26 protein-coding genes are annotated in these 26,058 nt (G+C 70.4%); 13 read left to right on the forward strand and 13 right to left on the reverse strand.

What is annotated here, in order from left to right; all coding sequences use genetic code 11:
• The first annotated feature begins 181 nt into the window (after positions 1-181).
• The 5 genes from MQP27_RS36695 (at position 182) to MQP27_RS36715 (ending at position 4,924) form a co-directional block, all read left to right on the forward strand.
• Positions 182-1,339, forward strand: coding sequence for a Gfo/Idh/MocA family protein (locus MQP27_RS36695; RefSeq protein ID WP_242773394.1), 1,158 nt, complete (start codon positions 182-184; stop codon positions 1,337-1,339).
• Entirely contained in the window at positions 1,336-2,487 is a 1,152-nt protein-coding gene (locus tag MQP27_RS36700; RefSeq protein ID WP_242773395.1) for a dihydrodipicolinate synthase family protein, read from the forward strand. The genes MQP27_RS36695 and MQP27_RS36700 overlap by 4 nt, the downstream gene beginning before the upstream one ends.
• Positions 2,488-2,525: 38 nt before the next feature.
• Positions 2,526-3,323 (forward strand): sugar phosphate isomerase/epimerase family protein, encoded by a 798-nt coding sequence (locus tag MQP27_RS36705; RefSeq protein WP_242773491.1) that lies wholly within the window; start codon positions 2,526-2,528, stop codon positions 3,321-3,323.
• Positions 3,324-3,607: 284 nt separating this feature from the next.
• Positions 3,608-3,964, forward strand: coding sequence for a hypothetical protein (locus MQP27_RS36710; protein WP_242773396.1), 357 nt, complete (start codon positions 3,608-3,610; stop codon positions 3,962-3,964).
• A gap of 138 nt (positions 3,965-4,102) precedes the next feature.
• Complete coding sequence (locus MQP27_RS36715; RefSeq protein ID WP_242773397.1) at positions 4,103-4,924, forward strand: MOSC domain-containing protein; 822 nt, start codon at positions 4,103-4,105, stop codon at positions 4,922-4,924.
• 39 nt (positions 4,925-4,963) lie between these two features.
• Here MQP27_RS36715 and MQP27_RS36720 read toward each other — a convergent pair whose 3' ends face one another.
• From MQP27_RS36720 to MQP27_RS36750, 7 genes are all read right to left on the reverse strand, one after another.
• A complete protein-coding gene (locus MQP27_RS36720; RefSeq protein WP_242773398.1) occupies positions 4,964-6,976 on the reverse strand; it encodes a hypothetical protein in 2,013 nt (670 codons plus the stop codon).
• 14 nt (positions 6,977-6,990) lie between these two features.
• Positions 6,991-8,361 carry an EsaB/YukD family protein gene (locus tag MQP27_RS36725; protein ID WP_242773399.1) on the reverse strand — a complete coding sequence of 457 codons (1,371 nt, stop codon included), beginning with the start codon at positions 8,359-8,361 and terminating at the stop codon, positions 6,991-6,993.
• 263 nt (positions 8,362-8,624) lie between these two features.
• The gene (gene rbsD, locus MQP27_RS36730) at positions 8,625-9,014 is read right to left on the reverse strand and encodes a D-ribose pyranase (protein ID WP_242773401.1); all 390 of its coding nucleotides are present in this window, start codon (positions 9,012-9,014) and stop codon (positions 8,625-8,627) included.
• The gene (locus MQP27_RS36735) at positions 9,011-9,913 is read right to left on the reverse strand and encodes a ribokinase (RefSeq protein WP_242773403.1); all 903 of its coding nucleotides are present in this window, start codon (positions 9,911-9,913) and stop codon (positions 9,011-9,013) included. The genes rbsD and MQP27_RS36735 overlap by 4 nt, the downstream gene beginning before the upstream one ends.
• Before the next feature lie 88 nt (positions 9,914-10,001).
• A complete protein-coding gene (locus tag MQP27_RS36740) occupies positions 10,002-11,951 on the reverse strand; it encodes an ABC transporter permease/substrate-binding protein (protein WP_242773406.1) in 1,950 nt (649 codons plus the stop codon).
• Positions 11,941-13,470, reverse strand: a complete 1,530-nt coding sequence (locus MQP27_RS36745) for a sugar ABC transporter ATP-binding protein (RefSeq protein ID WP_242773409.1) — start codon at positions 13,468-13,470, stop codon at positions 11,941-11,943. The genes MQP27_RS36740 and MQP27_RS36745 overlap by 11 nt, the downstream gene beginning before the upstream one ends.
• A complete protein-coding gene (locus MQP27_RS36750; protein ID WP_242773412.1) occupies positions 13,467-14,504 on the reverse strand; it encodes a LacI family DNA-binding transcriptional regulator in 1,038 nt (345 codons plus the stop codon). Before MQP27_RS36750 ends, MQP27_RS36745 begins: the two co-directional genes overlap by 4 nt.
• A gap of 234 nt (positions 14,505-14,738) precedes the next feature.
• Between MQP27_RS36750 and MQP27_RS36755 the strand changes: the two genes are divergently transcribed.
• On the forward strand, positions 14,739-15,512 hold the full coding sequence (locus tag MQP27_RS36755) for a DUF5995 family protein (protein WP_242773414.1): 774 nt from the start codon (positions 14,739-14,741) through the stop codon (positions 15,510-15,512).
• 143 nt (positions 15,513-15,655) lie between these two features.
• Here MQP27_RS36755 and MQP27_RS36760 read toward each other — a convergent pair whose 3' ends face one another.
• On the reverse strand, positions 15,656-16,114 hold the full coding sequence (locus tag MQP27_RS36760) for a PH domain-containing protein (protein WP_242773417.1): 459 nt from the start codon (positions 16,112-16,114) through the stop codon (positions 15,656-15,658).
• Between the two features lie 99 nt (positions 16,115-16,213).
• Positions 16,214-16,792, reverse strand: coding sequence for a TetR/AcrR family transcriptional regulator C-terminal domain-containing protein (locus tag MQP27_RS36765; protein WP_242773493.1), 579 nt, complete (start codon positions 16,790-16,792; stop codon positions 16,214-16,216).
• An 88-nt stretch (positions 16,793-16,880) separates the two neighbouring features.
• On the opposite strand from MQP27_RS36765, the gene MQP27_RS36770 reads away from it, so the two are divergent.
• From MQP27_RS36770 to MQP27_RS36780, 3 genes are read left to right on the forward strand one after another with little or no spacing between them, the layout of a single operon-like run.
• Positions 16,881-18,227 carry an FAD-dependent monooxygenase gene (locus MQP27_RS36770; RefSeq protein ID WP_242773420.1) on the forward strand — a complete coding sequence of 449 codons (1,347 nt, stop codon included), beginning with the start codon at positions 16,881-16,883 and terminating at the stop codon, positions 18,225-18,227.
• Positions 18,228-18,262: 35 nt separating this feature from the next.
• A complete protein-coding gene (locus tag MQP27_RS36775; RefSeq protein WP_242773422.1) occupies positions 18,263-18,754 on the forward strand; it encodes a DUF2975 domain-containing protein in 492 nt (163 codons plus the stop codon).
• Positions 18,754-18,987 (forward strand): helix-turn-helix domain-containing protein, encoded by a 234-nt coding sequence (locus tag MQP27_RS36780; protein ID WP_242773424.1) that lies wholly within the window; start codon positions 18,754-18,756, stop codon positions 18,985-18,987. Before MQP27_RS36775 ends, MQP27_RS36780 begins: the two co-directional genes overlap by 1 nt.
• Before the next feature lie 12 nt (positions 18,988-18,999).
• On the opposite strand, the gene MQP27_RS36785 is transcribed toward MQP27_RS36780, so the two are convergent.
• Both MQP27_RS36785 and MQP27_RS36790 read right to left on the reverse strand, forming a co-directional pair.
• Positions 19,000-19,662 (reverse strand): DUF1707 SHOCT-like domain-containing protein, encoded by a 663-nt coding sequence (locus tag MQP27_RS36785; protein ID WP_242773425.1) that lies wholly within the window; start codon positions 19,660-19,662, stop codon positions 19,000-19,002.
• A gap of 120 nt (positions 19,663-19,782) precedes the next feature.
• Positions 19,783-20,679 (reverse strand): RpnC/YadD family protein, encoded by an 897-nt coding sequence (locus tag MQP27_RS36790; protein WP_242773426.1) that lies wholly within the window; start codon positions 20,677-20,679, stop codon positions 19,783-19,785.
• Positions 20,680-20,922: 243 nt separating this feature from the next.
• On the opposite strand from MQP27_RS36790, the gene MQP27_RS36795 reads away from it, so the two are divergent.
• Entirely contained in the window at positions 20,923-21,774 is an 852-nt protein-coding gene (locus MQP27_RS36795) for an inositol monophosphatase family protein (RefSeq protein WP_242773427.1), read from the forward strand.
• Between the two features lie 21 nt (positions 21,775-21,795).
• On the opposite strand, the gene MQP27_RS36800 is transcribed toward MQP27_RS36795, so the two are convergent.
• On the reverse strand, positions 21,796-22,218 hold the full coding sequence (locus tag MQP27_RS36800) for an ATP-binding protein (protein ID WP_242773428.1): 423 nt from the start codon (positions 22,216-22,218) through the stop codon (positions 21,796-21,798).
• 204 nt (positions 22,219-22,422) lie between these two features.
• Between MQP27_RS36800 and MQP27_RS36805 the strand changes: the two genes are divergently transcribed.
• Both MQP27_RS36805 and MQP27_RS36810 read left to right on the forward strand, forming a co-directional pair.
• A complete protein-coding gene (locus tag MQP27_RS36805; RefSeq protein ID WP_242773429.1) occupies positions 22,423-23,259 on the forward strand; it encodes a helix-turn-helix domain-containing protein in 837 nt (278 codons plus the stop codon).
• Between the two features lie 7 nt (positions 23,260-23,266).
• On the forward strand, positions 23,267-23,467 hold the full coding sequence (locus tag MQP27_RS36810; RefSeq protein WP_242773431.1) for a DUF397 domain-containing protein: 201 nt from the start codon (positions 23,267-23,269) through the stop codon (positions 23,465-23,467).
• Between the two features lie 5 nt (positions 23,468-23,472).
• Here the strand turns inward: MQP27_RS36810 and MQP27_RS51145 are convergent, their stop codons facing one another.
• A complete protein-coding gene (locus MQP27_RS51145) occupies positions 23,473-23,724 on the reverse strand; it encodes an IclR family transcriptional regulator domain-containing protein (protein ID WP_308290056.1) in 252 nt (83 codons plus the stop codon).
• A 15-nt stretch (positions 23,725-23,739) separates the two neighbouring features.
• Here MQP27_RS51145 and recD2 point away from each other — a divergent pair, with 15 nt between their 5' ends.
• Positions 23,740-26,007 carry an SF1B family DNA helicase RecD2 gene (gene recD2 / locus MQP27_RS36820; RefSeq protein WP_242773434.1) on the forward strand — a complete coding sequence of 756 codons (2,268 nt, stop codon included), beginning with the start codon at positions 23,740-23,742 and terminating at the stop codon, positions 26,005-26,007.
• Positions 26,008-26,058 lie beyond the last annotated feature (51 nt).

The following is a 26,058-nucleotide window of genomic DNA, read 5'->3' on the forward strand; positions in this document are numbered from 1 at the left end:
GGGGCATCCTTGCGGAGGCGTCCCAAGGAGCAGACCATACGGCCCCAGCCCCCCATTGTTCGCCCCCTCGAACAACTCGACCCCGTCACAGCCTTGTACAGACCACCGCTCAGAGGCTAGCTTCTTCTTGGATAGAAAGCGCTTGCTGCATGGGTGGCTAGGGCGAACGAAGGGAAAGCAAGTGACACGCAAGACGGTGCGTATCGCCATGAACGGCGTGACCGGGCGCATGGGCTACCGCCAGCACCTGGTCCGCTCCATCCTGGCCATCCGTGAACAGGGCGGCCTCGACCTCGGCGACGGCACCGTGCTGTGGCCCGAGCCGATCCTGGTCGGCCGCCGCGAGCACGCCCTGAAGGCGCTCGCCGAACAGCACGGCCTGGCTGCGGAGAACATCTCGACCGACGTCGACGCGGTCCTCGCCGACCCGACCGTCGACATCTACTTCGACGCCCAGGTGACCTCGGCCCGCGAGGAGGCGATCAAGAAGGCGATCGCCGCGGGCAAGCACATCTACACCGAGAAGCCCACGGCCACCGGCCTGGAGGGCGCCCTTGAGCTGGCGCGCCTGGCGAACGCCGCCGGCATCAAGCACGGCGTCGTCCAGGACAAGCTCTTCCTCCCCGGCCTGCTCAAGCTCAAGCGCCTGATCGACGGCGGCTTCTTCGGCCGGATCCTGTCCGTCCGCGGCGAGTTCGGCTACTGGGTCTTCGAGGGCGACTGGCAGACCGCCCAGCGCCCCTCGTGGAACTACCGCGCCGAGGACGGCGGCGGCATCGTCGTCGACATGTTCCCGCACTGGGAGTACGTGCTGCACGAGCTGTTCGGCCGGGTGAAGTCCGTCCAGGCCATCGCCACCACCCACATCCCGCAGCGCTGGGACGAGAACGGCAAGCCCTACGACGCCACCGCCGACGACGCCGCCTACGGCATCTTCGAGCTCGACGGCGGCGCGATCGCCCAGATCAACTCCAGCTGGGCGGTGCGCGTCAACCGCGACGAGCTCGTGGAGTTCCAGGTCGACGGCACGGAAGGCTCGGCCGTCGCCGGTCTCCGCAACTGCCGTGTCCAGCACCGCTCGTCGACACCCAAGCCGGTCTGGAACCCCGACATCCCGGCCACCTACTCCTTCCGCGACCAGTGGCAGGAAGTGCCCGACAACGCCGACTTCGACAACGGCTTCAAGGCCCAGTGGGAGCTGTTCCTGCGGCACGTCTACGCCGACGCCCCCTACCACTGGGACCTCCTGGCCGGCGCCCGCGGCGTCCAGCTCGCCGAACTGGGCCTGAAGTCCTCGGCGGAGGGCGTCCGCGTCGACGTACCGGAGATCCAGCTGTGACCATCCAACTCCCGGACTCCACAGGCGCGTTGCGGACGTACGAGCCCCGCCCCGAACCCCTCGCCGTCACTCCCGGCACCCCCTTCACCTCTCGTACGGTCTTCTCGGCGGCGCATGTCGTCGCGGACCCCTTCGCGGACGTGTCGCCCGACTCGCCCGCCGCCGTCGACTGGGACGCCACCCTCGCCTTCCGCCGCCACCTGTGGTCCCACGGGCTCGGCGTCGCGGAGGCGATGGACACCGCCCAGCGCGGGATGGGCCTGGACTGGGCGGGCGCGGCCGAGCTGATCCGGCGAAGTGCCGCCGAGGCCAAGGCGGTCGGCGGCCTGATCGCCTGCGGCGTCGGCACCGACCAGCTCACGGCCGGGTCCTTGGCGGAGGTCCGGGCGGCGTACGAGGAGCAGCTCGCGGTGGTCGAGGAAGCGGGTGCGCAGGCCATCCTCATGGCCTCCCGCGCGCTGGCTGCCGCGGCCTCCGGCCCCGAGGACTACCTGGAGGTCTACGGCCATCTGCTGCGCCAGGCCGCCGAGCCGGTGATCCTGCACTGGCTGGGCCCGATGTTCGACCCGGCGCTGGAGGGCTACTGGGGCTCGTCCGACCTGGACGCGGCCACCGACACCTTCCTGGAGGTCATCGCCGCCCACCCCGACAAGGTCGACGGCATCAAGGTCTCCCTCCTCGACGCCCAGCGCGAGATCGACCTGCGCCGCCGCCTCCCGCAGGGCGTGCGCTGCTACACCGGCGACGACTTCAACTACCCCGAGCTGATCGCGGGCGACGAGCAGGGCTTCAGCCACGCCCTGCTCGGCATCTTCGACCCGCTGGGCCCGCTGGCGGCAGAGGCGGTACGGGTCCTCGACACAGGGAACGCTGTCGGCTTCCGTGAACTCCTCGACCCCACAGTCGAGTTGTCCCGCCACCTCTTCCAGACCCCGACCCGCTTCTACAAGACAGGCGTCGTGTTCCTCGCCTGGCTCGCGGGCCACCAGTCGCACTTCACCATGGTCGGCGGCCTCCAGTCGGCCCGCTCCCTCCCGCACTTCGCCCGCGCCTACGAACTCGCCGACGGACTGGGCCTGTTCCCGGACCCGAAGCTGGCCGAGGAGCGGATGAAGAACCTCCTCGCCCTGTACGGAGTGACCCAGTGACCGTTGCCGGAGACCTCGCCCGCTTCTCCGTCAACCAGATGACGGTGAAGCAGCTGTCGATGCCCGAACTGGTCGACGCCTGCCTGGAGTTCGGCGTCCCCGGCGTGGGCCTGTGGCGCGAACCCGTCCAGGCGTACGGCGTGGAGGCGACCGCCAAGCTGGTCCGCGACGCGGGCCTGGCGGTGACGACCCTGTGCCGCGGCGGCTTCTTCACGGCGATCGACCCGGCCGAGCGGGCGGCGGCCGTCGCCGACAACCGCCGCGCGATCGACGAGGCGGCGACGCTGGGCACGCAGGTGCTGGTCCTGGTGTCCGGGGGCCTGCCCGCCGGCTCCAAGGACCTGCACGGCGCGCGGGAACGCATCGCCGACGCGCTGGCGGAGCTGGGCCCGTACGCGGAGGAGCGCGGCGTGAAGCTGGCCATCGAGCCGCTCCACCCGATGTACGCCGCCGACCGCTGCGTGGTCTCCACCCTCACCCAGGCCCTCGACCTGGCGGAACGCTTCCCCGCCCACCAGGTCGGCGTCACCGTGGACACGTACCACATCTGGTGGGACGACAACGCGCCCGCGCAGATCGCCCGGGCCGGCGCGGGCGGCCGTATCCACACCTTCCAACTCGCCGACTGGACCACCCCGTTGCCCGAGGGCGTGCTCAACGGCCGCGGGCAGATCGGCGACGGCTCGATCGACATGCGGGAGTGGAAGGGGTACGTGGAGGCGGCCGGCTACACCGGCCCCATCGAGGTCGAACTCTTCAACGACGCCCTGTGGGCACGGGACGGCCGCGAGGTTCTCGCGGAGACGGCCCGCCGCTTCGTGGAGCACGCCGTCTAACCCCGGCTCCACCACGGTCCTCCGCCCCGCACCGAACCTGACCGGTGCGGGGCGGGGTCATTTGTGAGGACACCTTCACACAGGTCCCGCTAATCAATGCAGTTCAAGGCCTGTCGGCATATCCGAATTCCTGTGATTGTGCTGTCAATTCAATTTTTTCTAACCATAGGGAACCGACCCTGACCTGCGTGTGTCTATAGGATCAGGCTCGCCGCAGGGGCCAGGCAAAAGGCTTGGAAAATGCGGTGGAATTGCCATCCCTATTCACGCACGAGGAGTTCTCTGTGAACGTACGTATTGCAGCCGTCGCCGTTCTCTCCGCCGCCGCGGTCGCGACCGGGGCCACCGCCGCCGTCGCCGCGCCGGCGCCCGCGCCGTCCATCACCCTCAAGGCCAGCAAGACCGGCGTCAAGCTGGGCGACATCGTCACCTTCACCGGCAAGACCACCGGTGTGAAGGAAGGCAGCAAGGTGACCCTCCAGGTCAAGGACGGCAAGAAGTGGGTGGCCCTGCCGGTCACCACCAAGGTCAAGAAGAGCGCCTACAAGCTCACCGACAAGTTCGAGAAGAAGGGCGTCGAGGTCCTGCGCGTCAAGGACGGCGCCACGGTCTCCAAGACGGTGACGATCACCGTCAAGTGACGGCGACGACCGCTCGCTGAGACCCCATGAACCCTGCCCCACCCCGTCCGATCCGGGGTGGGGCAGGCTCATAGATTGTCCTGCACAGTCCTGCATATTCGCTGGACCCGCCCAGGGACGTATGCAGAATGTGATCTCGTGACCCTCGGACCCGTTGCCGCCCTGTACCGCTATCCCGTGAAGTCCATGCTCGGCGAGCGGCTCGACGCCGTCGGGATCACCGGCCGCGGCCTGACGGGCGACCGCGGGTACGCGCTGCTGGACGAGGAGACGGGCAAGGTGGCGAGCGCCAAGTCCCCGCGCCTGTGGCGGCAGTTGCTCACCTGCACGGCGACGCTCACACCGACGGGCCCGCGCATCACGACCCCGGACGGCACCGAACTCCCGGACGCCGACGCCCTCTCCGTCCTCCTCGGCCGCAAGGTCGCCCTCACCGACGTACCCCCACCGGGCGGCGAGCTGGACCGCTCCCGCCCCGACGAGGTCCTGGCGGCGGGCCCGGACGCCCAGGTCGCCGCGGACATCGTCCGGTTCGGCTCGGCGTCCCCGCCCGGCACGTTCTTCGACTTCGCGCCGGTCCACCTGATCACGACGTCCACGCTGGCACGGATCGCCGAGCTGAGCCCCGGGGGAACGGCGGAAGCGGCCCGCTACCGCCCCAACCTGCTCATCGACACGGGCGGGACGGACGGCAGCGGCTTCGTGGAACACACCTGGGTGGGCCAAGAGCTGCACATCGGCGAGGAGTTGACCCTCCGCGTCATCGCCTCGACCCCGCGCTGCGCCGTCCCCACCCTGGCCCACGGCCACCTCCCCCGAGACCCGGACGCCCTGCGCGTCCTGGCCCACCACAACCGGGTGCCGGCACTTCCGGGGCGGGCGGCGGAGCCGTGCGCGGGGGTGTATGCGCAGGTGGTGCGGGGTGGGTGGGTGCGGGAGGGTGACGCGGTGCGAATCTGAGTACCGGGCTGGGTGGGGTTTTGCCGACGGGCCCCGTCCTCAACTGCCCCGTACCGCCGCCCTGCGAAGCGCCTCCGCGCCCAGTTCGAGGGTGGCCTCGCGGGTGGCCGCGGCGAGCAGGTCTGTGTGGATGGGGCCGCCGGCGGCGAGGTGGCGGTCGTACGGCAGGACGACGACGCTGACGCCTGTCTCCTTGAGGTGCGCGCGGGCCGCCTTCACGTCCAGGGTCATGTCGGGGGAGTGGGCGGTGAGGGCGACGACGGTCGTGGAGAGGGCGGAGTGGGGCAACTGGCCGAGCCAGTCGAGGACTTGCCGGGTGCCGCCGACGCCCTCGGCGGTCGTGGGGGCGACCACGATCCGGGCGTGGGCGGTGTCCATCGCGGTACGGGCGACCTCGCCGGGCAGGGTCTCGCAGTCGACGACGGTGACGGCGAAGTACCGGCGCAGGGCGAGCGTCACGGTCCGGTACGTCCGTACGTCGAGAGGCGCGCCGACTCGTCCCTGGCTGGCGGGCAGTAGCCACCCGCCATTGGACACGGGCACCAAATAGCCGATGACGTCGGTGAGTTGCATGGCCGGGGTGAGGATCCGGGCGAGGTCGGCACACGACCAGCGGACCGACTCGGCGCCCATCCGCACCGGCAGCGTGCCGAGCGCGGCGTCGGCCTCCAGGGTGAGCACCGGATCGTGCCGGTAGTGGTTGAAGGTACGGCCGAGCAGCGCGGCGACGGTCGACTTGCCGACGCCACCGCGGATGGAGGTGACGGCGACGACCCGCCCGGTAGCCAAGGGTTGCTGCAACTCCCGCGCGACACGGGTCTGTTCGGCCACGTCCTGAGAGACGGAGGAGGTGAGCCGCCGGAGCGTACGTCCGGTGCGGTGGGCGAGCGAGTCCCCGTGCTGGGGGCGCCCGAGGGCGACGGCCAGGCGGGGGTCGAGGGTGGGGACGGATTCGGGGGAGGGGAGGGAGGGGGGTTGGGGTGAGGTTCGGGGGATGTGGGTGCGGGGAGGGGGAGTGGGGCTGGGGTGCGGGGGAGCGGGGGTTGCTGGAGCCGGGTACGGGGATGCGGGGCCTGCTGGGGTGTGGGCTGGGCGCGCGGGTGTGTCGGCCACGGCGAGGGGAGCCACGGGAGGCGGGCCGAGCGGCGCGGTGGGGGCGGCTGCGGAGGGCGCGGGGACGGCGGGTGCCGGAGGCGGGAGCGGGTAGCCCGTGTCGAGCGCGGCAGGGGTGGGCTGCGCGGGGTGGGGGGCCGACGCGACGACGGGAGGGAGAGGCGCGGGTACGGCGTAGGGACTGGTGACGGGACTGGTCTGCTCGGCGGCGTCTGAGGCAGACGGGAGCGGCGCACGTCCGGCGAGGGACCCGTCCTGCTCGGCGACCGGCCCGGCTTGTTCCGTGTTCGGCCTGTCCTGCTTGGCGATCGGTCCGGCCTGTCCTGTGATCGGCCCGGCCTGCTCTGCGACCGCCCCGGCCTGCCCGGTGTTCGGCCCGGCCTGCTCGGCGTTCCGCTCGGCCTGTTCCGCGAGCACCCCGGCTTGTTCCGTGTTCGGCCTGTCCTGCTTGGCGATCGGTCCGGCCTGTCCCGTGATCGGCCCGGCCAGCTCTGCGACTGCCCCGGCCTGCTCGGTGTTCGGCTCGGTCTGCTCCGCCATGGGCCCGGTCTGCCCCGCGACCGCCGTGGCCTCCCCCGCGACCGCCCCGGCCTGCTCGGCGATCCGCCCAGCCTGTTCCACGGCCGTCCCGGCCTGTTCCGCGATGGCTCCGGCCCGTTCCGCCACCGCCCCGCCCTGTTCCGCGACTGCCCCCTCCCACTCCCCAGCCCCAGACGCCTTCGCCAGCCCCGGCGTCGGCTCACTCGCGGGCTCAGGAAGCTCCGGGCCCTCGGCCTCCTTGGCCCCCTCGGCCCCCTCCATCCGCACCGAGGCCCCGCCCGCCCCCAACTCCCCCAACTCCCCCAGTTCCCGCAGCACTTCCAGCTGCCAGTCGTCGCCGCTCCGCCAGTTGCCGTTGCCGCCGCCCTGCCGCTCCCGCTCCCCCTGCTCCGCACTCATGCCGTCCCCGCCCCCTAAGCCAAGGTGTCGAGCAGCCGCCCGTACACGCCGAAGACCCCGATGAGCAGCGGGAGCAGGGCGACGACCCCGGCGGACTCCACGAGGTCACCCGCCCGCCGCAGCCGTACCCGCAGCTGTTCTGTCGGCCGTACGACCTGCGCGGCGAGTGGCAGTACGGCCAGTACCACGAGCACGGCGACCGCCCCGCCCGCGCCGACCCGTTCCGCCCACACGCCCAGCAGCCGTACGCCCACCAGCGCCCCGCCCGCGAGCAACACCACGACCTCGGCCACGAGCGGAAAGGCCCGCGCCCGCAGCACCATGACCACCGCCGCGACGACCGCGAGCAGCACGGTCCACACCGTCGGCACCCGCAGCGCCCACACCGCGGCGACCGCCCCGGACCCGGCCACGACCACCGTCGCGAGCACCAGCCCCCGATGAGCCGCCGCCAGCGCCGAGGACACCCGGTACCGGCTCACCGAGACCCCACCCGCCCGCCGGTCGTCGAGCCCGGCCAGCCCGGAGGCCCGCAACGCGAGCCGAGGCAGCACGCCGAGCGCGACCACGGACGCGACGGCGAGCACCGCGCCGACCCGCGCCTGCCGCACCTCCGTCCCGGCCCCCGACTCCAGCGCGACGACCGCCTCCCAGCCGACCGCCACGAGCCCGACGGCCGCGGCCCCGACGAGCCCACCACGCCCGAGCCGGGTGAAAAGCCCCAGCAGCAGGAGGGTTACGACGCCCACGGCGGCCCACACGGCCACCAGCGCCGGAGCCGGCCAACCCAGGGCACCGGCAAGAGCGGAGCCACCGAGCAGCGCCAGCACCCCGGCGACGCACAACAAGGTCGCACCGAGCCCACCCCTCCACGGCCCCCGCGCGACCAGCACCCCCGCGAGACCGGCGACCACGGCCAGGGGGAACAGCGAACCCGCGACGACACCAGCCGCGTACGCCGAACTCGCGAACAGCCCCGCCGCTCCGGCCCAACCAACCGCCAGCACCCCAGCGGTGACCCGCATCGGCCCCGGCCCCCACCAGGAGGCCCATCCGCCCGGCCCTTCCGCGACCTCGACCGGCGGATACGGACCGTCCCCGTCCCGCAGCAGCCGCAACACCGCCCCGTCGGGCACACCCGCCGACTCAAGACTGCTGTCCTGGCCGAGCTCGGAGCCGTCCGCCGTCACGAGCCGCCGCCGTGTCCCGGGCCGGCCGCCCGTCCCGTCGTCCAGCACGCGCAGAATCTCGGGCAACAGGGCGCCGACCGGCTCCCGCGCCGGCAACACGAGCTCGATACGCCGTCGCTCCCCGACCAGGGTGACGCGACTCAGAACGACCGCGGACCCACTGGCCGCCGTACGACTCAAGGCCCCCGCAGACATCACGGGCCCGAATTTATCACCGGCCCGGTCGGCGGACCGTCGGCCGCGGCGCCCCCGCCCGAAGGCTGCACAGAGCCCCCCGAAAAAATTCTGAAGACGGCGTGCAACCCTTCCGCCACCTCGCGGGTCGTACTTGGCATCAGGACTTCTGGAGGGGGATCTGGGGGGATCGCGGGGGTTCTGATGTTGGAGGGGAAAACCCGAGGGGGCCCGGTCGACGGATCGGGCCCCCTCGAATTTGTCCAAAACGTCTGTTTTGTCGACTAGAAGAACACTCCGCACCTCAGCAGCACATTCGCATACGGCCGTGCCTCGCCCGTCCGTACCACCAGCCGCGCCCCCGCCGACAGCTCCTTGAGCTTCTCGTGCGAGACGAGATCGAGGTCGGGGAGCGCGTCCGTCAGGAGCGCGGCCACCGAGGGGTTGGCCGTCCGGATCTCCTCCGCCGCGGTCGCCCCTTCCACCACCAGCTCCGCCAGCAGCCCGTCCAGCACCTCCGCGAACGACGGCACCCCGGCCCGGAACGCCAGGTCCACCACCCTCGGTCCCGCCGGTATCGGCATGCCCGCGTCGCAGACCAGCACCCCGTCCCCGTGGCCCAGCTCGGCCAGCGCCCCGGAGAGATGACGGTTCAGGATCCCCGCCTTCTTCACAGCGCCTCGACCTCCTCGGCCGTCGGGAAGGACACCTGCGCGCCCTCCTTGGTGACCGCGGCCGCGCCGACCCGGGCCGCGTACCCGGCCGCCTCGGCCAGGGACGCCCCCGCGCCCAGCCGGAACGCCAGTGCCGCCGTGAAGGCGTCGCCCGCACCCGTCGTATCCACCGCGTCCACCTTCACCGAAGGCACCCGCTCGACCCCGTCCGCGGACGCCACCAGCGCGCCCTCCGCGCCCAGGGTGACCACGACCGACCGCGGGCCCTTGGCCAGCAGCAGCCGCGCCCAGTCCTCCGGGCGGTCGGAGACGCAGGACTCGCCGAGGACCACCTTCGCCTCGTGCTCGTTGACGATCAGCGGGTCGCAGGCCGCCAGCAGCTCGGAGGGCAGGGGCCGGGGCGGGGACGGGTTGAGGACGAAGCGGCTCTCGGAGGAGAGGTTGCGTACGACCTCCACCACCGTCTCCAGCGGGATCTCCAGCTGTGTGGAGACCACCTTCGAGGCCTGGAACAGGCTCGCCGCGGCCCGGACGTCGCCCGGCGTCAGCTTCCCGTTCGCGCCCGGCGACACCACGATGCTGTTGTCCCCGGACGGGTCCACGGTGATCAGCGCGACCCCCGTCGGCGCCCCGCCCACCAGCACGCCCACCGTGTCGACCCCGGCCGCCCGCTGCGACTCGAGCAGCAGCCGGCCGTGCGCGTCGTCGCCGACCCGGGCCAGCAGGACCGTACGGGCGCCGAGGCGGGCGGCGGCGACGGCCTGGTTGGCGCCCTTGCCGCCGGGGTGGACGGCGAGGTCACCGCCGAGCACCGTCTCACCGGCGCCCGGCCGCCGCTCGACCGCGATCACCAGATCGGCGTTGGCCGAACCGACGACCAGGAGGTCGTAGTCGTACATCAGAAAGACTCCCCGCACATCAAAAGACTCCCCGGATAAGTGACTTGGGGCGGGCGGTCCCCCGTGACCGCCCGCCCGTTCCCCGTCGTCAGCCGCTGAACCCGGCCACGTTCTCCTTCGTGACCACCTTCACCGGCACCTTCACCGTCTCCTCGACCTTCTTGCCCTGCAGCGCCTTGAGCGCGTTGTCCACCGCGATCTTCCCCAGCTGCGAGGGCTGCTGTGCCACGGACGCGTACAGCGTGCCCTTCTCAACGGCCGTCAGGCCGTCCGGAGTTCCGTCGAAGCCCACGACCTGCACGGACTTGCCGGCCTTGGAACCCAGCGCCTTGATCGCGCCGAGCGCCATCTCGTCGTTGGCGGCGATGACGCCCTGGACGTCCGGGTGGGCCTGGAGCAGGTTCGACATCACGTCGAGGCCCTTGGTGCGGTCGAAGTCGGCCGGCTGCTGGGCGACGACCTGGATGCCCGGGTAGGCCTTGAGGCCCGCCGCGAAACCGGCCGCGCGCTCACGGGCGGCCGACGTGCCCGCCTGGCCCTGGAGGATGACGATCTTGCCCTTGCCGCCCAGCTTCCCGGCGATCGTCTGCGCGGCCAGCTCGCCGCCCTTGACGTTGTCGGAGGCCACGAGGGCGTCCACGCTCGCCTTGTTGACGCCGCGGTCGACCGCGATGACCGGGATCTTCGCCTTGTCGGCGGCCTTCACGGAGTTGCTCGCCGCGTCCGAGTCCACCGGGTTGACGATGATCGCGCCCAGGTTCGAACTGGTGAAGTTCTGCAGCTGGTTGGCCTGCTGCGATGCGTCGTTCTGGGCGTCGGTGACGGTCAGGTCGACGCCCAGCTTCTTCGCCTCGGCCTGCGCGCCGGAGCGGATCTGCACGAAGAAGGGGTTGTTGAGGGTGGAGAGGGACAGGCCCATCTTCGGGGTGGTGGAGGACGAGCCGCCGTTGTGGAGGAACGAGGTCGCGCCGACCAGGGCCACCGTGACGACGGCCGCGAGTGCGTAAGTCCCGGCCTGCTTGCCCTTGTTGCCGCCCGTGCCCGCGGCCACCGGGGTCGCGCCCGCCTTGCGCCGCAGCGTGTCGAGCAGCACCGCGAGCGCGATGACGACACCGATGACGACCTGCTGCCAGAAGGCGGAGACATTGAGCAGGTTCAGGCCGTTCCTGAGCACCGCCAGGATCAGCGCGCCGATGAGCGTGCCGGACGCCTTGCCCGTGCCGCCCGCGAGCGAGGCACCGCCGATGACGACCGCGGCGATCGCGTCCAGTTCGTAGCCGTCGGCGGCCTGCGGCTGCGCGGAGGAGAGCCGGGAGGCGAGCACGATGCCGGCCACCGCCGCGAAGACGCCCGACAGCGCGTAGATCGCGAGCTTCTGCTTCTTCACCCGCAGACCGGACAGCCGCGCGGCTTCCTCGTTGCCGCCGATCGCGTACATGGAGCGGCCGATGTATGTCCGTCCCAGCACGAAGGCCGCGATGAGCCCCATGACGACCATTACGAGCACCGGCACCGGCAGCCAGCCGCCGAGGGTGTCGCCGAGGTGCGAGACCGAGTCCGGGAAGGGGATCGGGGAGCCCTCGGAGATGACCAGGGACAGACCGCGCGCCACCGACAGCATGGCCAGCGTCGCGATGAACGGCGGCAGTTTGCCGTACGCGATCAGGAAACCGTTGACGAGACCGGCCGCTATGCCGGTCGCGACGGCCAGAATCACGGCCAGGAAGACCGGCACGCCGTGCGAAGTGGCGCTCCAGGCGAGGACGGTGGCCGAGAGGGCGGCGACCGAGCCGACCGACAGGTCGATGCCCGCCGAGACGATCACGAAGGTGACGCCGAAGGCGAGGACGGCGGTCACGGCCGCCTGGACGCCGACGTTGAGCAGGTTGTCGGTGGTCAGGAAGTCACCGGACAGCGCCGACAGGGCGATGACCAGGACGATCAGCGCGGTGAGCGCGCCGTTGTCGAGGAGCAGGCGGCGCAGTCCGCTCGTCGGGCTGTCGGCGCCCGCCCGGCTCTTGAGCGTGTCAGTGGCCACGGCTGGCCTCCGTTTCGGTCTTCTCGTTCGTGGGGTTGCTGACCGCGAGGGCCATCACGGCGTCCTGGGTGGCGTCGGCGGCGGCGAGTTCGCCCGCGATCCGGCCCTGGGCCATCACCAGCACCCGGTCGCTCATGCCGAGCACCTCGGGCAGATCGCTGGAGATCATCAGTACGGCGGCCCCGGCGGCCGTCAGTTCGTTGATCAGCTGGTAGATCTCGACCTTGGCGCCGACGTCGATGCCGCGGGTCGGCTCGTCGAGGATGAGCACCTTGGTGTCGGCGAGCAGCCACTTGCCGATGACGACCTTCTGCTGGTTGCCGCCGGACAACGTCCGTACGTGCTGCCCGAGTCCGGCCATCCGCACCCCGAGCTGCCCGGCGATCCGCGCGGCCGCCTCGTGCTGCCCCTTGAGGTCGACGAGCCCCGCGCGCGTGGCGGCGCGCATGGTCACCAGGCCCAGGTTCTCCTCGACCGTCTGGTCGAGCACCAGCCCCTGCCCCTTGCGGTCCTCGGGCACAAGCCCGATCCCGGCGGCCATGGCGGCGTTGACGTCATGCCCCTTGAGCCGCGCCCCGGCGACCTTCACATCACCCTTGTCGTACGGATCCGCCCCGAACACGGCCCGCACAACCTCCGTCCGCCCGGCCCCGACGAGCCCCGCGATGCCGACGACCTCACCGGCGTGCACCTCGAAACTGACGTCGTGGAAGACACCGTCCCGGGTCAGCCCCTCGACGGTGAGCAACGCGGCGCCCTTCTCGGGCACTTCACGCGGGTACTGCTGCTCGATCGACCGCCCCACCATCAGCCGTACGAGCTCGTCCTCGGCGGTCGTGGCGGGCACCTGCCCGACGGACTTCCCGTCCCGGATGACGGTGACCCGATCCCCCAGGGCGGCGATCTCCTCAAGGTGATGGGTGATGAACACGACCCCCACCCCGTCCTCGCGCAGCTGCCGCACGATGACGAAGAGCTTCTCCACCTCCTCCGAGGTGAGCACGGCGGTCGGCTCGTCCATGATGAGCACGCGCGCGTTCAGGCTCAGCGCCTTGGCGATCTCGACCATCTGAAGGCGCGCGATACCGAGTTCACGTACACGCGCGCGTGGCGAGACATTCACGCCGACGCGCTTGAGCAGCACCTCGGCGTCGGCCTCCATCGTCTTCCGGTCGATCATTCCGAAGCGGCGCGGCTGCCGCCCCAGGAAGATGTTCTCGGCGACCGTCAGGTCGGGTACGAGGTTGAACTCCTGGTAGATCGTGGCGATGCCCAGCCGCTCGGCGTCCTGCGCCCCGCGGATGTGCACCTCCTCGCCGTCCACCAGGACGCGGCCCTCGTCGGGGTGGTAGGCGCCCGACAGCATCTTGATCAGCGTGCTCTTGCCGGCGCCGTTCTCGCCGAGCAGCACGTGCACCTCGCCCCGGCGCAGGTCGAAGTCGACGCCGTCGAGCGCGACCACGCCGGGAAAGGTCTTGCGGATGCCTTCGATGCGCAGCAACTCGTCCCGGTTGCTCACGACGTGCTCCTTTGCACAGGGGTCTGGTTCTGCCCGGGGTCCCGGTCCTCGCCGCACGAGCGGCGGGCGACAAGGCGGGCGGGGAGGGTGACGGACTGCGGGGGCCGCCCCTCGATGCGGTCGACCAGGGCGCGTACGGCGGCCCGGCCCAGCTCGCCCGTGGGCTGGGCGATCGCGGTGATCGGCGGATCGGTGTGCACGAACCACGGGATGTCGTCGAAGGCGGCCAGTGCTATGTCACATGGCACTGACAGCCCGCGCGCCCGGATCGCGTCCAGCGCGCCGAGCGCCATCAGGTTGTCGGCCGCGAACACGACCTCGGGCGGCTCGGGCAGGTCCAGGAACCCCTCGGTGACCCGCCGCCCGCTCTCGGCCTGGAAGTCGCCCTGCCCGATGTAGTCGTCGGGCAGCCCGAGCCCGTACGCGCCGAGCGCCTCCCGGAAGGCCTCGACACGCTCCTGCCCGGTCGTGGTGGCCGCGGGCCCCGCGATGATCGCGAGCCGCCGGTGCCCCAGCCGGTACAGATGCGCGACGAGATCCCGCACAGCGGCCCGCCCGTCGGCCCTGACGACCGGCACATCCACGCCCGGGATCCACCGGTCGACGAACACCATGGGCGTCCCGGCCCGCGCCGCGTCCAGCATGAGCGGCGACCCGCCGTCGGTGGGGGAGACGAGCAGTCCGTCGATACGACGGTCCAGCAGCGTCCGTACGTGGTGGTCCTGAAGCTCGGGCCGCTCGTCGGCGTTCCCGATGATCACGCTGTAGCCGAGCGCGCGGGCCTCTTCCTCGACGGAGCGGGCCAGTTCGGTGAAGTACGGGTTCATCACGTCGCTGATGACCAGGCCGAGGGTGTGGGTCTGGTCGGTGCGCAGCGAGCGGGCGACGGCGTTCGGGCGGTAGCCCAGCGACTCGACGGCGGCGAGCACGCGCGTGCGTGCGTCGGCGCTGACCGACGGATGGTCGTTCAGAACCCGCGACACCGTGGCGACGGAAACCCCCGCCTCGGCAGCGACGTCCTTGATGCTCGCCATCGCCGCCCCACCTCCTCGTGGAACTTCGTGAAACCTCATGGAATCGATTACACGACTCCGTGTACCGAGGATTGGAATCGATTACATGGCGGGGACGCAAGACCTTGAGACCGGATCGTGATGTTCCCCGGTGCGCGGGGGTGGGGCGGCGCTTTAATCGCCACTACGGGCAGCGGCGCTCGGTTGTCGCCCGAACTGCGGCCCGAACTGTCATGCCGGGAGAGGGAGTTGGGTGTGAGGGCAGACAACATAGACGACGTCGTGGACGGGCTCGCCGGAATCGTGGCGGAGGCGAGACGGGCCGGCGACCGGGTCGGGTACTTCGCGGCGCTGTACCGGCAGGTGACGGTCGAGGTCCGCAAGGCGATCCACGCCGGCCGGTTCGAGGACGGCCCCCGCATGGACCGTTTCGACACGCACTTCGGCAACCGCTACTTCGAGGCGTACGACGCCTGGCGCCGCGACGGGAGCGGGCCGCGCTGCTGGCGCGAGACCTTCGGGCTGCTCGACGACGCCGACACCGTCATCGTCCAGCACCTGCTCCTCGGCGTGAACGCCCACATCAACCTGGACCTGGCCGTGGCGGCGGCGCGGACCAGCCCCGGCGCGGACATCCAGGCGCTGCGCAACGACTTCCTGCTGATCAACGACATCCTCGCGAGCGTGGTCCTGGCGGTGCAGGACTCGGTCGACGCGCTGTCGCCGTTCATGTCGCTGCTGGACAAGGTCGGGGGCCGCACGGACGAACAGATCCTCGACTTCAGCATCCGCCAGTCCCGCGAAGAGGCCTGGTACAACGCGGTCCTGCTGGCCGGCCAGACCGAGGAGCAGCAGACGACGACCATCGACCGCCTCGACATCAGGGCGGCCGTGCTGGCCCGCCTGATAGCCCACCCGGGGGGCCTGGTCCGGCCGGCCCTGGAACTGATCCGGAGGACGGAAAAGGACGACGTGTCGGCGGTCATCACGCATCTGGACGGGGCGATGGGGGGCGCGTCGGCCGGCTGAGGGGAGTCGGCCAGCGCTCTGACCGCTATGGTTCGCCGAGTTGAGAGGGAGGGTCGGTCGGGTCGCGCGCGTCCGCCCCAGCGGATGCCCTTCTCGCCGTCACCCTCCCCATCGCAACCGAGGCTCTCGCAACATGAGATCCCTCAGCCGCCGATTGCGAGGGACCAGCGCTCTTGGATGACGGCCTGCTTCCGTTGAAGTTCCGCATCCATCACGCGATTGGTGAGGGTCCCCGGAAGCGTGAGCGAGCGCCCATGGGCCCTGATGACACGAAGTTCCGACCAGGTTCCGCTCCGTGAAACCCGCTGTCGCTCCTCGATGCGTGCGACCTCGCTCCAGGGAACCACTCGCCTGCTGACGAAGGTGCGGAATTCCAGCCCCGTCGTGGTCAGAAGGACCTGGCCATAGATCAAGTTGATCGTGCTCAACAGCACGACTACGGAGAAGGCCCCCATGCCACCGACCCACCACCATCTGCCCGGTTCATGCGTGGTCAGGCTCATCGTCCCGATCACACCGACGAGCGCCGACGTCAGGATGCCGGTCCGCCACCAGAGTCGCTGCCGATCACGGGAGTTGAAGCCGATCCACGCCTCGGGCATGTCCGTAACACTACCGACGAACACTCGAACAACGACCGCCCTGGCTTGACGAGTTACGTGCCTGAGGTGTCTAAGCGGTCAGAGCACCAGGGGAGCCGGCTAGGGAAGGGGCCGGGGCCGCGTGTCCACGTATTGCGCCAGGCCATCCACGATCAGAGCCAGCCCCGCCTCGAACGCCGACTCGTGGTCGATCACCGGTACGCCCGCCGGTGGCTCCGCGCTGTCGCCGTACCGGGCCTCCGCCTGCTCCTCCAGGACGCTGCCGACCGTGAAGCGACCGGCCGCCAGCATGGCCGTCCGGGCGTGCTGCTCGGGCACGCCGGAGGCGATGAGGAAGTCCATCTTGCGGTGGATCCGGTCCAGGTCGGCGGTCGGGGTGCTGCCGGCGTGCAGCCGTGCGCCGTCGCGGCGCATGAGCAGGGTGCGCCGGAAGCTGCGCATGTTGTCCAGGAACCACGCGCGCCAGTCGTCGCCGGGCTCCGGCAGCGGCGCCTCCGCGTGCGGCGCCATGGCGACCTCCGCCATGGCGGCCAGGAGGTCCTTCTTCGTGCCGAAGTACCAGTAGAGCGACGGCTGTTCGACCCCCAGCCGCTTCGCCAGCCGTCTGGTGCTGACGGTGTCCAGCCCGACCTCGTCGAGGAGGTCGAGCGCCTCGGTGACGACGGTCTCTCGGTTCATCTTGGTCACGTTGACAATCTATCGCCGATAGACGACTCTGGAGAAAATCATTCACTGATAGATTTTGAGGTGAGGGCAGGTGGGGGCAATGGCGCACGCCCAGCGATCCGGACCGCGCACGAAGTCCCTGCGCGTTCTCGTCGCCGGTGGCGGGATCGCGGGGCAGGCCCTGGCCTTCTGGCTGGCCCGGGGCGGCCACCGGGTGACCGTCGCCGAGCGCTTCCCGGCGCTGAGCGCCGCCGGCGCCCAGGTCGACCTGCGGGGCCAGGGCATCGAGGCCGTCGAGCGCATGGGCCTGCTCGACGCGGTGCGCGGCCGACTCGTGGACGAGGCGGGTGTCGCCTTCGTCGACGCCCACGGCAGACCCCGGGCGACGATCATGGCCAACACCTCCGGCCGGGGCCGGCAGTCCCTCACGTCGGAGTACGAGATCATGCGCGGGGACCTGGTGCGCATCCTGCACGACGCCACGAAGGACGACGTGGAGTACGTCTTCGGGCTCGGCGTGGACGGCTTCGACCAGGACGACGAGCACGGGGTCGGGCGGGCGGCCGGACATGCGGCCGGACACGCGGCCGGACACGCGGCCGGGCCGGTGGTCGGGCACTTCTCCGACGGGTCGTCCCGGGAGTTCGACCTCCTGGTCGGCGCGGACGGGCAGGGCTCGCGCATCCGGCGGGCGCTTCTCCCGGAGGGCCTCGACCCGTACTGGCGGGTCGGCATCCACATGGCCTACTGGTTCGTCCCGCGCATCGCCTCTGACGGCAACATCCGGGACACGTACATGGTCCCGGGCGGCCGTCAGATCATGCGCCGCAGTCACAACCCGACCGAGACGCAGGTGTACTTCGTGCTGCGGGAGGACTCCGAGGAGGCCTCGGGCGTCCACCGCGAGCCGGTCGAGCGGCAGCAGGAGTTCTGGGCCGGCAGGTTCCGCGACGCCGGATGGCAGACCGAGCGATTCGTCGAGGGCATGAAGGCGAGCCCGTTCTTCTACTCCCAGGAGATCGTCCAGGTGCGCACCGACACCTGGTCCCGGGGCCGCGTGGTCCTGGCGGGCGACGCCGCGCACTGCGCCTCCCCGTACAGCGGCATGGGCGTCTCCGGCGCCCTGGTCGGCGCGTACGTCCTGGCCGGCGAGATCAACCGCCACCCGGACGACCTGCCGACAGCGCTGGCGAACTACGACACCACACTCCGGCCCTTCGTCGACGAGATCCAGGGTGAGGTCAACCCCCGCATCCTGCGGCTCGGCCTCCCGATGACCCGCCGGGCGATCGACGCCTTCCTCACCGTCACGGGCCTGGCGACGGCGTTGCGCGTCCCCGACCTGGTGGCGCGCTTGTCCGGAGAGGACCGCGGAGGCGACTGGCACCTCCCGGACGTCCCGGCTCCCTTGCCCACCCTATCGAAATTCGATAGATTCCCATCGTAAGTCGATGGAATCGTAAGTCGGTGGAAGGGTGGGCCATGGGCAAGCTGGCAGTGCGGGCGCTGTGTGCCGTGCTCGGGGTGGTGTTCGCCGGCACGTTGTTCGTGCAGGCGGGGCTGGTGTGGACGTTGGTCAGCGGGAACGACCCGGAGGACGGTTCGGTCCCGCTGACCCCGCTGCGCATCGTCACGATCCTCGGCATGGTGTCCGTCCAGGTCGCCGTGGTCTGCGTATGGCGGCTGGTGACGATGGTGCGCCGCGGGACCGTGTTCTCCCACGACGCCTTCCGTTACGTGGACATCGTGATCGGCGCGATCGTGTCGGCGGCGCTCGTGTGGTTCACCGTCACGGGCATCAACGCGCCGGGCCAGCGGGACGACCCTGGCGTCACCGTCATCATGGCCGGGATCGGCGTAGCCATCCTGGGCGTCGCGCTCATCGTGCTCGTGCTGCGCATGCTGCTCGCCCAGGCCGTCGCGCGCGACGTCGAAGCGGCGCAGATGCAGGCCGAGTTGAACGAGGTGATCTGATGCCGATCGCCGTCGACATCGACGTGATGCTGGCGAAGCGGAAGATGTCCGTGGGGGAGTTGGCGGACCGCGTCGGGATCACCCCCGCCAACCTGGCGGTACTCAAGAACGGCCGCGCCAAGGCGGTGCGCTTCACGACACTCGCCGCGCTGTGTGAGGTACTCGAGTGCCAGCCGGGGGACTTGCTGCGCTGGGAGGCGGAGGACGTGGCGCATGACGTGGTGGAGGCGTGACGGGGGGCGCGTTCAGTAGTTCGCGGAAGGGAGCGCCGGCCTGCGCCGCAGCAGCCACTGCCCGAAGGTCCGCCGCGGCGGCCGTATCACCACACGGCCGTGGGCCTTCTGCCCGACCAGCTCCACGCGCAGAACGACCGGCGCACCGGGATCCGCCGGAGCCGGACGGGACTTGACCCTCGAATGCACCAGCTGCAGACCGTCGGTGTCGACGACGACCCCCGGCCTCGTCACGAGCGTCAGGGTCTTCCCGGTCATGGCCAGGTCGATCCGCAGGGTGTCGTGCGTGATCACGGCCTCGGTGAAGTCGAGGGTCACCTGGCAGTAGGTCACCGCGAGTTCCATTCTCCGCGGCACGACCCACCGCCCGACGCGTTCGATGGGCCCGCTGTGCACCTGCTCGATCCGGACCAGGTCCTTGGCCTCGACGCCGGTCGCGCCGCCCATGGCGGAGACGGGCGGCAAGTCGGCGGTGAGCGGGGCCAGTTCGCTCAGAGTCCGCGCCGACAGCGCGGCTTCCAGCCGCTCGTCGAGCTCCTCCGCGGTGAGCCGACCGTCCCCCGCCGCGACCCGCAGCACATCCACTACCCGGTCCCGGTCCGCGTGAGAGGCCCGCAACTCGGGCGACGAGCCGGCGCCGGAGCGCTTCCCGGCGGGCGAGACATCTCCCGACATGCTTCCGTCCTGGTCCGACGTCGACTCGAGTGCCGTCAGGTGCGTACGGCGTGGTCCATCATGCCGAGGCCGGGTGGCCACAACAACTGTGGCCACCACACTGCCCCTGCGGTTTCGTCCTCACTCCTCGGCGAACAGCTCCGCCGCGTCCGTAGCGCCGACGGCCCGCTGGGCCCAGGCCTCCAGTTGCGCCAGATCCGTGCAGGCCATCACGCGCTCACGGATGGAGTCGGGTACGGAGATACCGCGCCACTCCAGAATGCGCAGGACCATCTCGGCCTTGGCTTCGGCCCGCCCTTGCTCCAGGCCTTGCTCCCGCCCCTCCTCACGCACCTGCTCTGCCAGCGGGTGTCGCCAGAAGTACTGGATCGCCGTCATCAGGTCCCTCCACATCTGTTTCGCCTGGGGGTCGGCCAGGCAGGAGTCGACAAACTGCACGAAGACTGCGGCACTGTCCGGGTCGATGGTCCGCAGGGCGGCGGCCAGGGATTCCAGTATGGCCGGAGCCTGCGGCCCACGGCCGTGTGTCATCGCCGACAGCACCGCAAGGGGTACGTCCTTCTCGGCCTGCCGCTCGTCCGTGATCAGCGGCACGTTGTCCGGCCCGAGCACCAAGGGCCGTACCGTCATCGAGTGCCAGCCCCGGAAGCCGAACCGGATCGGCTGGGACGCCCACTTGGCTGTCGTACTGCTCTGGGTGGTGACGATGAGTACGGGTTCGCAGCGGTACTTCTCGTACAGGTAGCTGAGGTAGTACGGCCAGCTGCCCCGCTTGCGCTCGTCCACCTTCCGCTGCGACTCCACCACCAGCAGATACGTGCCTTCGTCCGTCTCCGCACGCAGCAGGGTGTCGACGCGATGCTCGACCGGCTCGATCTCGGTGAGATCCACATTCATCGCGGCGATCTCCCGAGGCTCGGGGAAGGGTACGCGCAGCACCTTCTGTAACGCCTTCGTCAGGAGCGTCGGATCCTTCTGGAAGATCCGGTGCAGCGCCTCATGCGACGAGCTGACCATCAGCTCTCCTTTCCACCGAGCTGATCAACGAGCCAAGGCTTGTCCCGTAACTGATCTTGAGGTCGATGCGTGCGCTGAGCGGCGATGAGATCCGCCCCTCTATCTGGCGAGGGCAACGTTGCACAGGCGGGCGATGCCGAGCCTGGCGTGGTGTACTCCACCGCCCTTGAGGCGGCAGAGGTCAGCGCGTCTGCACGGTCCATGCGGGGCTTAATGGCGAATCACAATGGGAAGGGCGCCCTCGTGACGGACCTGGCAGACCTGGAACTGGTGCACCGCCTGGCCGATGAGGCGGATGCCATCGCCCGACGCTACTTCTCGAGCGCCACCATCGAATCCCGTGCCAAGAGCGACGGCAGCCCTGTCACTGATGCCGACCGGGAGATCGAATTCGTCCTTCGCTCCTTGATCCGCCAGGAGTGTCCCGGCGACGCGTTCATCGGTGAGGAGTTCGGCGCCCTTGGACACGGCAGACGGCGCTGGATCATCGACGCCATCGACGGCACCGCGAGCTTCATCGCCGGCGAACCGGAATGGAGCACACTGATCGCCCTGGAGGAGGACGGCCGCATCACCCTGGGCATGGTCTCCGCCCCTGCCCTGGGCCGCCGGTGGTGGGCCAGGCCGGACTCGGGCTCGTGGACAGGGTCATGCCCCTCCAACCCGGACACACCAGCACACCGGTTGGCCCTCACCGAAGGCCCAAGCGCCCAGAACGCAGCCATCGGCATCTGGCCACCTCCGTCCAGACTGAACCAGCAGGAACGCGCCGCAGCCGCGAGACTCGCCCGGGGCGTCAGGCAGGTCCGGCCGCTGCTGGACTGGACCACAGCGGACCCCACCGCGCCAGCGCCCCGCAAACCGTCCACCGGATCCGGCACCTGTCATGGCGCTCTTCTCGTCGCAACCGGTCAACTGGACGCCTTCCTCCTCCTCGGCGCCGGCCCGTGGGACATCGCCCCTCTCATTCCCATCGTCCAAGAAGCGGGCGGCACCTTCAGCGACCTCACCGGCCAGCACCGGACCGACACCGGAGCCGCACTCTTCGCGCGCCCCGGACTCCACCAACAACTCCTGGACATGGCCTTGCCCTGAACAGGCGTTACGGGACAAGCCTTAGGCCGCCGCAAGTTCGCACCACACATACTTGCCCCGATTGCCGTGCCGCGACAGCGGATGCCACCCCCACACGTCGGCGCACGCCCGCACCAGCACCAACCCCCGCCCCTCCTCCGCCTCACTGATCCGCGCCAACGGCACTGGCGGCTCAGGCGGTTCGGGATCGGCGTCCCAGGCTCCGATCCGCAGCGTCCCGGGCGGCGCCCAGCGCACCCGCAGCGCGGCCGGCCCCTTCGTATGCCGTACGGCATTGGTCACCAGCTCGGTGGCGAGCAGCTCGGCGACGTCGACGAGGCCGATCAGCCCGTGCGCGGTGAGGATCAGCCGGAGGGTGCGACGACTGACGGTGACGGCACGGAGGTCGTTGGGGATGGAGAGGCAGTACTCCCAGGCTTCGGGGTGTTTTCGGGCATGCGTCAACTCCGGTTCGGTGGTGGGAGGTTGGCGGTGGCATCGCCGCGACCGTCAGGGCGGTGCGGGGCAGGCGGGACGGAGCGGTGCACTTCCGCAGCGTGTGCGTTGCGTAACCGACGGTAGACCTAAAGTGTCATCCGTAGCAAGGTGGTCGCGTAATCTGACCTCGAACGAGCAGACCCAGAAGGCCTGTTGAACAAGGAGCGACTGATGGTCCTGAGGCGCGAACCGACCGCACGTCAGATGCGCCTGGCGACCGAGCTGCGCAGGCTCCGCGAGGCGGCAGGGCTCTCGGCCACCGAGGCGGCAACGCTGCTCGGGACGAATCGGGTCCAGATGAGCCACATCGAATCCGGGCTGACGGGCGTGAGCGAGCAACGGCTCCGCCGCTTGGCTTCCCACTACGCGTGCACGGACGAGGAGTTCATCAACGCCTTGGTGGCGATGGCCACGGACCGGACACGCGGCTGGTGGGAGGAGTACCGGGGCCTGCTGCCCACCCCGTTCTTGGACATCGCCGAGTTGGAGTACCACGCCACGTACCGGCGTGACGTCGAGTTCTTGTTCATCCCCGGCCTGCTCCAGACGCCCGACTACGCCCGCGCCGCGTTCTCCTCCAGGATCCCCGAGTTGCCCGCCGAGGAGCTCGAACTCCGTGTCCAGCACCGAATGGAGCGCCGACGGATCACCGTCCCGTACGAGGCGGTCATTCACGAGGCGGCCCTGCGTATCAGGCTCAGTGACCGTGCCGCATCACGGGCCCAGCTCGCCCACGTCCTGGAACTCTCCGAGGCCGATCACGTCACCGTGCGGGTGATCCCCTTCGATCTGGACGGGTTCGGCGGAACCTGGACCACCATGATGCTGGCCGCCGGAGCCGTCCCCAGGCTGGACACTGCCGTGCGCGACGCACCCCACGGCACCGCCTTCGTCGATTCCGAAGCACAACTCGGCGTCTTTCGAACGCTCTTCCGTAAGGTGGAAGCCGCGTCGCTGGACCCCGAGCGATCCCGTGACTTCATCCACAGACTGGGCAAGGAACTGTGAGGCACCCGTGACCACCCCCGACAACTGGCGGAAGTCGTCCTACTCCGGCGGCGGCGACGGAAACAACTGCGTGGAGATAGCCCCCACCCCCACCCACACCACCGTCCGCGACTCCAAAACCCCCACCCGAGCCACCCTCACCTTCCCCACCCCCACCTTCACCACCTTCCTCGAAGCCCTCAAGAAGTCCCGGCACCCCCACCCCTGACGCGGTCAAGGCGTCGGTCCCCCCAGCAGGTCCGTGAGTTCACGCGCCGTCTCAGTCACCCGGCGCCCGATCTCCGGCAGCCGTTCCCGCGTCACCCGTGACGCTGGCCCCGAGACGCTGATCGCCGTGACCACCGCGCCGGCGTGGTTGAAGGCCGGTGCCGCCACGCAGCGGCTTCCTGGCCGCCCTCCTCGCAGGCCGCCGCCCCCCGAGCCCGGCCGCAACCGAGGATCTCGCCCCGCTCTGTCAGACCCCACCGGTACCGTCGGATCATGGCTCAACAGGCGGGCAATCCCACGGGTGAAAGGCGACTGGCCGTCCTCGAAGGCGTACTCGAGCGCATCACCTACGCCAACGAGGAGAACGGCTACACAGTCGCCCGCGTGGACACGGGCAGGGGCGGCGGCGACCTCCTCACCGTCGTCGGCGCGCTGCTCGGCGCCCAGGTCGGGGAGTCCCTGCGGATGGAGGGCCGCTGGGGGTCGCACCCCCAGTACGGCAAGCAGTTCACCGTCGAGAACTACACCACCGTCCTCCCGGCCACCGTCCAGGGCATCCGGCGTTACCTCGGCTCAGGCCTCGTCAAGGGCATCGGCCCCGTCTTCGCCGACCGCATCACCCAGCACTTCGGGCTCGACACCCTCCAGATCATCGAGGAGGAGCCCAAGCGGCTCATCGAGGTCCCCGGCCTCGGACCCAAGCGGACCAAGAAGATCGCCGACGCCTGGGAGGAACAGAAGGCGATCAAGGAGGTCATGCTCTTCCTCCAGACCGTGGAGGTGTCCACCTCCATCGCCGTCCGCATCTACAAGAAGTACGGCGATGCCTCCATCTCCGTCGTCAAGAACCAGCCCTACCGCCTCGCCGCCGACGTCTGGGGCATCGGCTTCCTCACCGCCGACAAGATCGCCCAGAGCGTGGGCATCCCGCACGACAGCCCGGAGCGCGTGAAGGCCGGCCTCCAGTACGCCCTCTCCCAGGCCACCGACCAGGGCAACTGCTACCTCCCCGAGGAACAGCTCATCGCCGACGCGGTGAAGCTGCTCCAGGTCGACACCGGGCTCGTCATCGAGTGCCTCGCCGAGCTGGCCTGGCCGCCCGAGGACGGCGAAGACCCCGGTGTCGTACGGGAGAAGGTCCCCGGACCCGATCCCGGCTCGGACCCCGTCACCGCCGTCTACCTCGTCCCCTTCCACCGTGCCGAAGTCGCCCTCGCCGCCCAGCTGTTGCGCCTCCTGCGCACCGAGGAGGACCGGATGCCGGGCTTCCGTGACGTGGCCTGGGACAAGGCGCTCGGCTGGCTCAGGGACCGCACGGGCGCCGACCTCGCCCCCGAGCAGGAGGCCGCCGTCAGGCTCGCGCTGACGAAGAAGGTCGCCGTCCTCACCGGCGGCCCCGGCTGCGGCAAGTCCTTCACCGTCCGCTCGATCGTCGAGCTGGCCCGCGCCAAGAAGGCCAGGGTCGTCCTCGCCGCCCCCACCGGCCGCGCCGCCAAGCGGCTGGCCGAGCTCACCGGCGCCGAGGCCTCCACGGTCCACCGGCTCCTGGAGCTCAAGCCCGGCGGCGACGCGGCGTACGACAAGGACCGCCCGCTCGACGCCGATCTGGTGGTCGTCGACGAGGCCTCCATGCTCGACCTTCTCCTCGCCAACAAGCTGGTGAAAGCCGTCCCTCCCGGCGCCCACCTCCTCTTCGTCGGTGACGTCGACCAGCTGCCGTCCGTCGGGGCCGGCGAAGTGCTCCGGGACCTTCTCGCCGACGGCGGTCCCATCCCCGCCGTACGCCTCACCCGCGTCTTCCGCCAGGCCCAGCAGTCCGGCGTCGTGACGAACGCGCACCGGATCAATGCCGGGCAGCACCCCGTCACCGACGGCTTGAAGGACTTCTTCCTCTTCGTCGAGGACGACACGGAGGAGGCCGGGCGGCTCACCGTGGACGTGGCGGCGCGGCGAATTCCGGCCAAGTTCGGGCTCGACCCGCGGCGGGACGTGCAGGTCCTCGCGCCCATGCACCGGGGCCCCGCGGGCGCCGGCAACCTCAACGGACTGCTCCAGCAGGCGATCACGCCCGGCCGGCCAGACCTGCCCGAGAAGCGGTTCGGCGGCCGGGTCTTCCGGGTCGGCGACAAGGTCACCCAGATTCGCAACAATTACGAGAAGGGCAAGAACGGTGTCTTCAACGGCACCGTGGGCGTGGTCACCTCGCTCGACCCGGTCGACCAGCGCCTCACGGTGCTGACGGACGAGGACGAGGAGGTTCCGTACGAATTCGACGAGCTGGACGAGCTGGCCCACGCGTACGCGGTGACCATTCACCGCTCGCAGGGAAGTGAATATCCCGCCGTGGTGATCCCGGTCACCACGGGCGCGTGGATGATGCTCCAGCGGAATCTGCTGTACACCGCGGTGACCCGCGCCAAGCAGCTGGTCGTCCTCGTCGGTTCGCGCAAGGCGATCGGCCAGGCGGTGCGCACGGTGTCGGCGGGACGACGCTGTACGGCACTCGACTTCCGGCTCGGCTCGACCCATCTCGAAAAATGATCGATCAAATGAGTCGTGAAGGTCACAGAGCTCTTCCGGATGGGAAGGACA

Source organism: Streptomyces cylindrosporus (genome assembly GCF_022698165.1).
GTDB classification, from domain to species: domain Bacteria; phylum Actinomycetota; class Actinomycetes; order Streptomycetales; family Streptomycetaceae; genus Streptomyces; species Streptomyces cylindrosporus.

Excerpts from the sequence above, each read along its gene's own strand:
- MQP27_RS36705 (WP_242773491.1), top strand. The coding sequence starts at position 2,526 with ATGACGGTGAAGCAGCTGTCGATGCCCGAACTGGTCGACGCCTGCCTG.
- MQP27_RS36720 (WP_242773398.1), bottom strand. The coding sequence starts at position 6,976 with ATGAGTGCGGAGCAGGGGGAGCGGGAGCGGCAGGGCGGCGGCAACGGC.
- MQP27_RS36725 (WP_242773399.1), bottom strand. The coding sequence starts at position 8,361 with ATGTCTGCGGGGGCCTTGAGTCGTACGGCGGCCAGTGGGTCCGCGGTC.
- MQP27_RS36735 (WP_242773403.1), bottom strand. The coding sequence starts at position 9,913 with ATGTACGACTACGACCTCCTGGTCGTCGGTTCGGCCAACGCCGATCTG.
- MQP27_RS36750 (WP_242773412.1), bottom strand. The coding sequence starts at position 14,504 with ATGGCGAGCATCAAGGACGTCGCTGCCGAGGCGGGGGTTTCCGTCGCC.
- MQP27_RS36760 (WP_242773417.1), bottom strand. The coding sequence starts at position 16,114 with ATGCCCGAGGCGTGGATCGGCTTCAACTCCCGTGATCGGCAGCGACTC.
- MQP27_RS36765 (WP_242773493.1), bottom strand. The coding sequence starts at position 16,792 with ATGAACCGAGAGACCGTCGTCACCGAGGCGCTCGACCTCCTCGACGAG.
- MQP27_RS36770 (WP_242773420.1), top strand. The coding sequence starts at position 16,881 with ATGGCGCACGCCCAGCGATCCGGACCGCGCACGAAGTCCCTGCGCGTT.
- MQP27_RS36775 (WP_242773422.1), top strand. The coding sequence starts at position 18,263 with ATGGGCAAGCTGGCAGTGCGGGCGCTGTGTGCCGTGCTCGGGGTGGTG.
- MQP27_RS36780 (WP_242773424.1), top strand. The coding sequence starts at position 18,754 with ATGCCGATCGCCGTCGACATCGACGTGATGCTGGCGAAGCGGAAGATG.
- MQP27_RS36785 (WP_242773425.1), bottom strand. The coding sequence starts at position 19,662 with ATGTCGGGAGATGTCTCGCCCGCCGGGAAGCGCTCCGGCGCCGGCTCG.
- MQP27_RS36790 (WP_242773426.1), bottom strand. The coding sequence starts at position 20,679 with ATGGTCAGCTCGTCGCATGAGGCGCTGCACCGGATCTTCCAGAAGGAT.
- MQP27_RS36805 (WP_242773429.1), top strand. The coding sequence starts at position 22,423 with ATGGTCCTGAGGCGCGAACCGACCGCACGTCAGATGCGCCTGGCGACC.
- recD2 (WP_242773434.1), top strand. The coding sequence starts at position 23,740 with ATGGCTCAACAGGCGGGCAATCCCACGGGTGAAAGGCGACTGGCCGTC.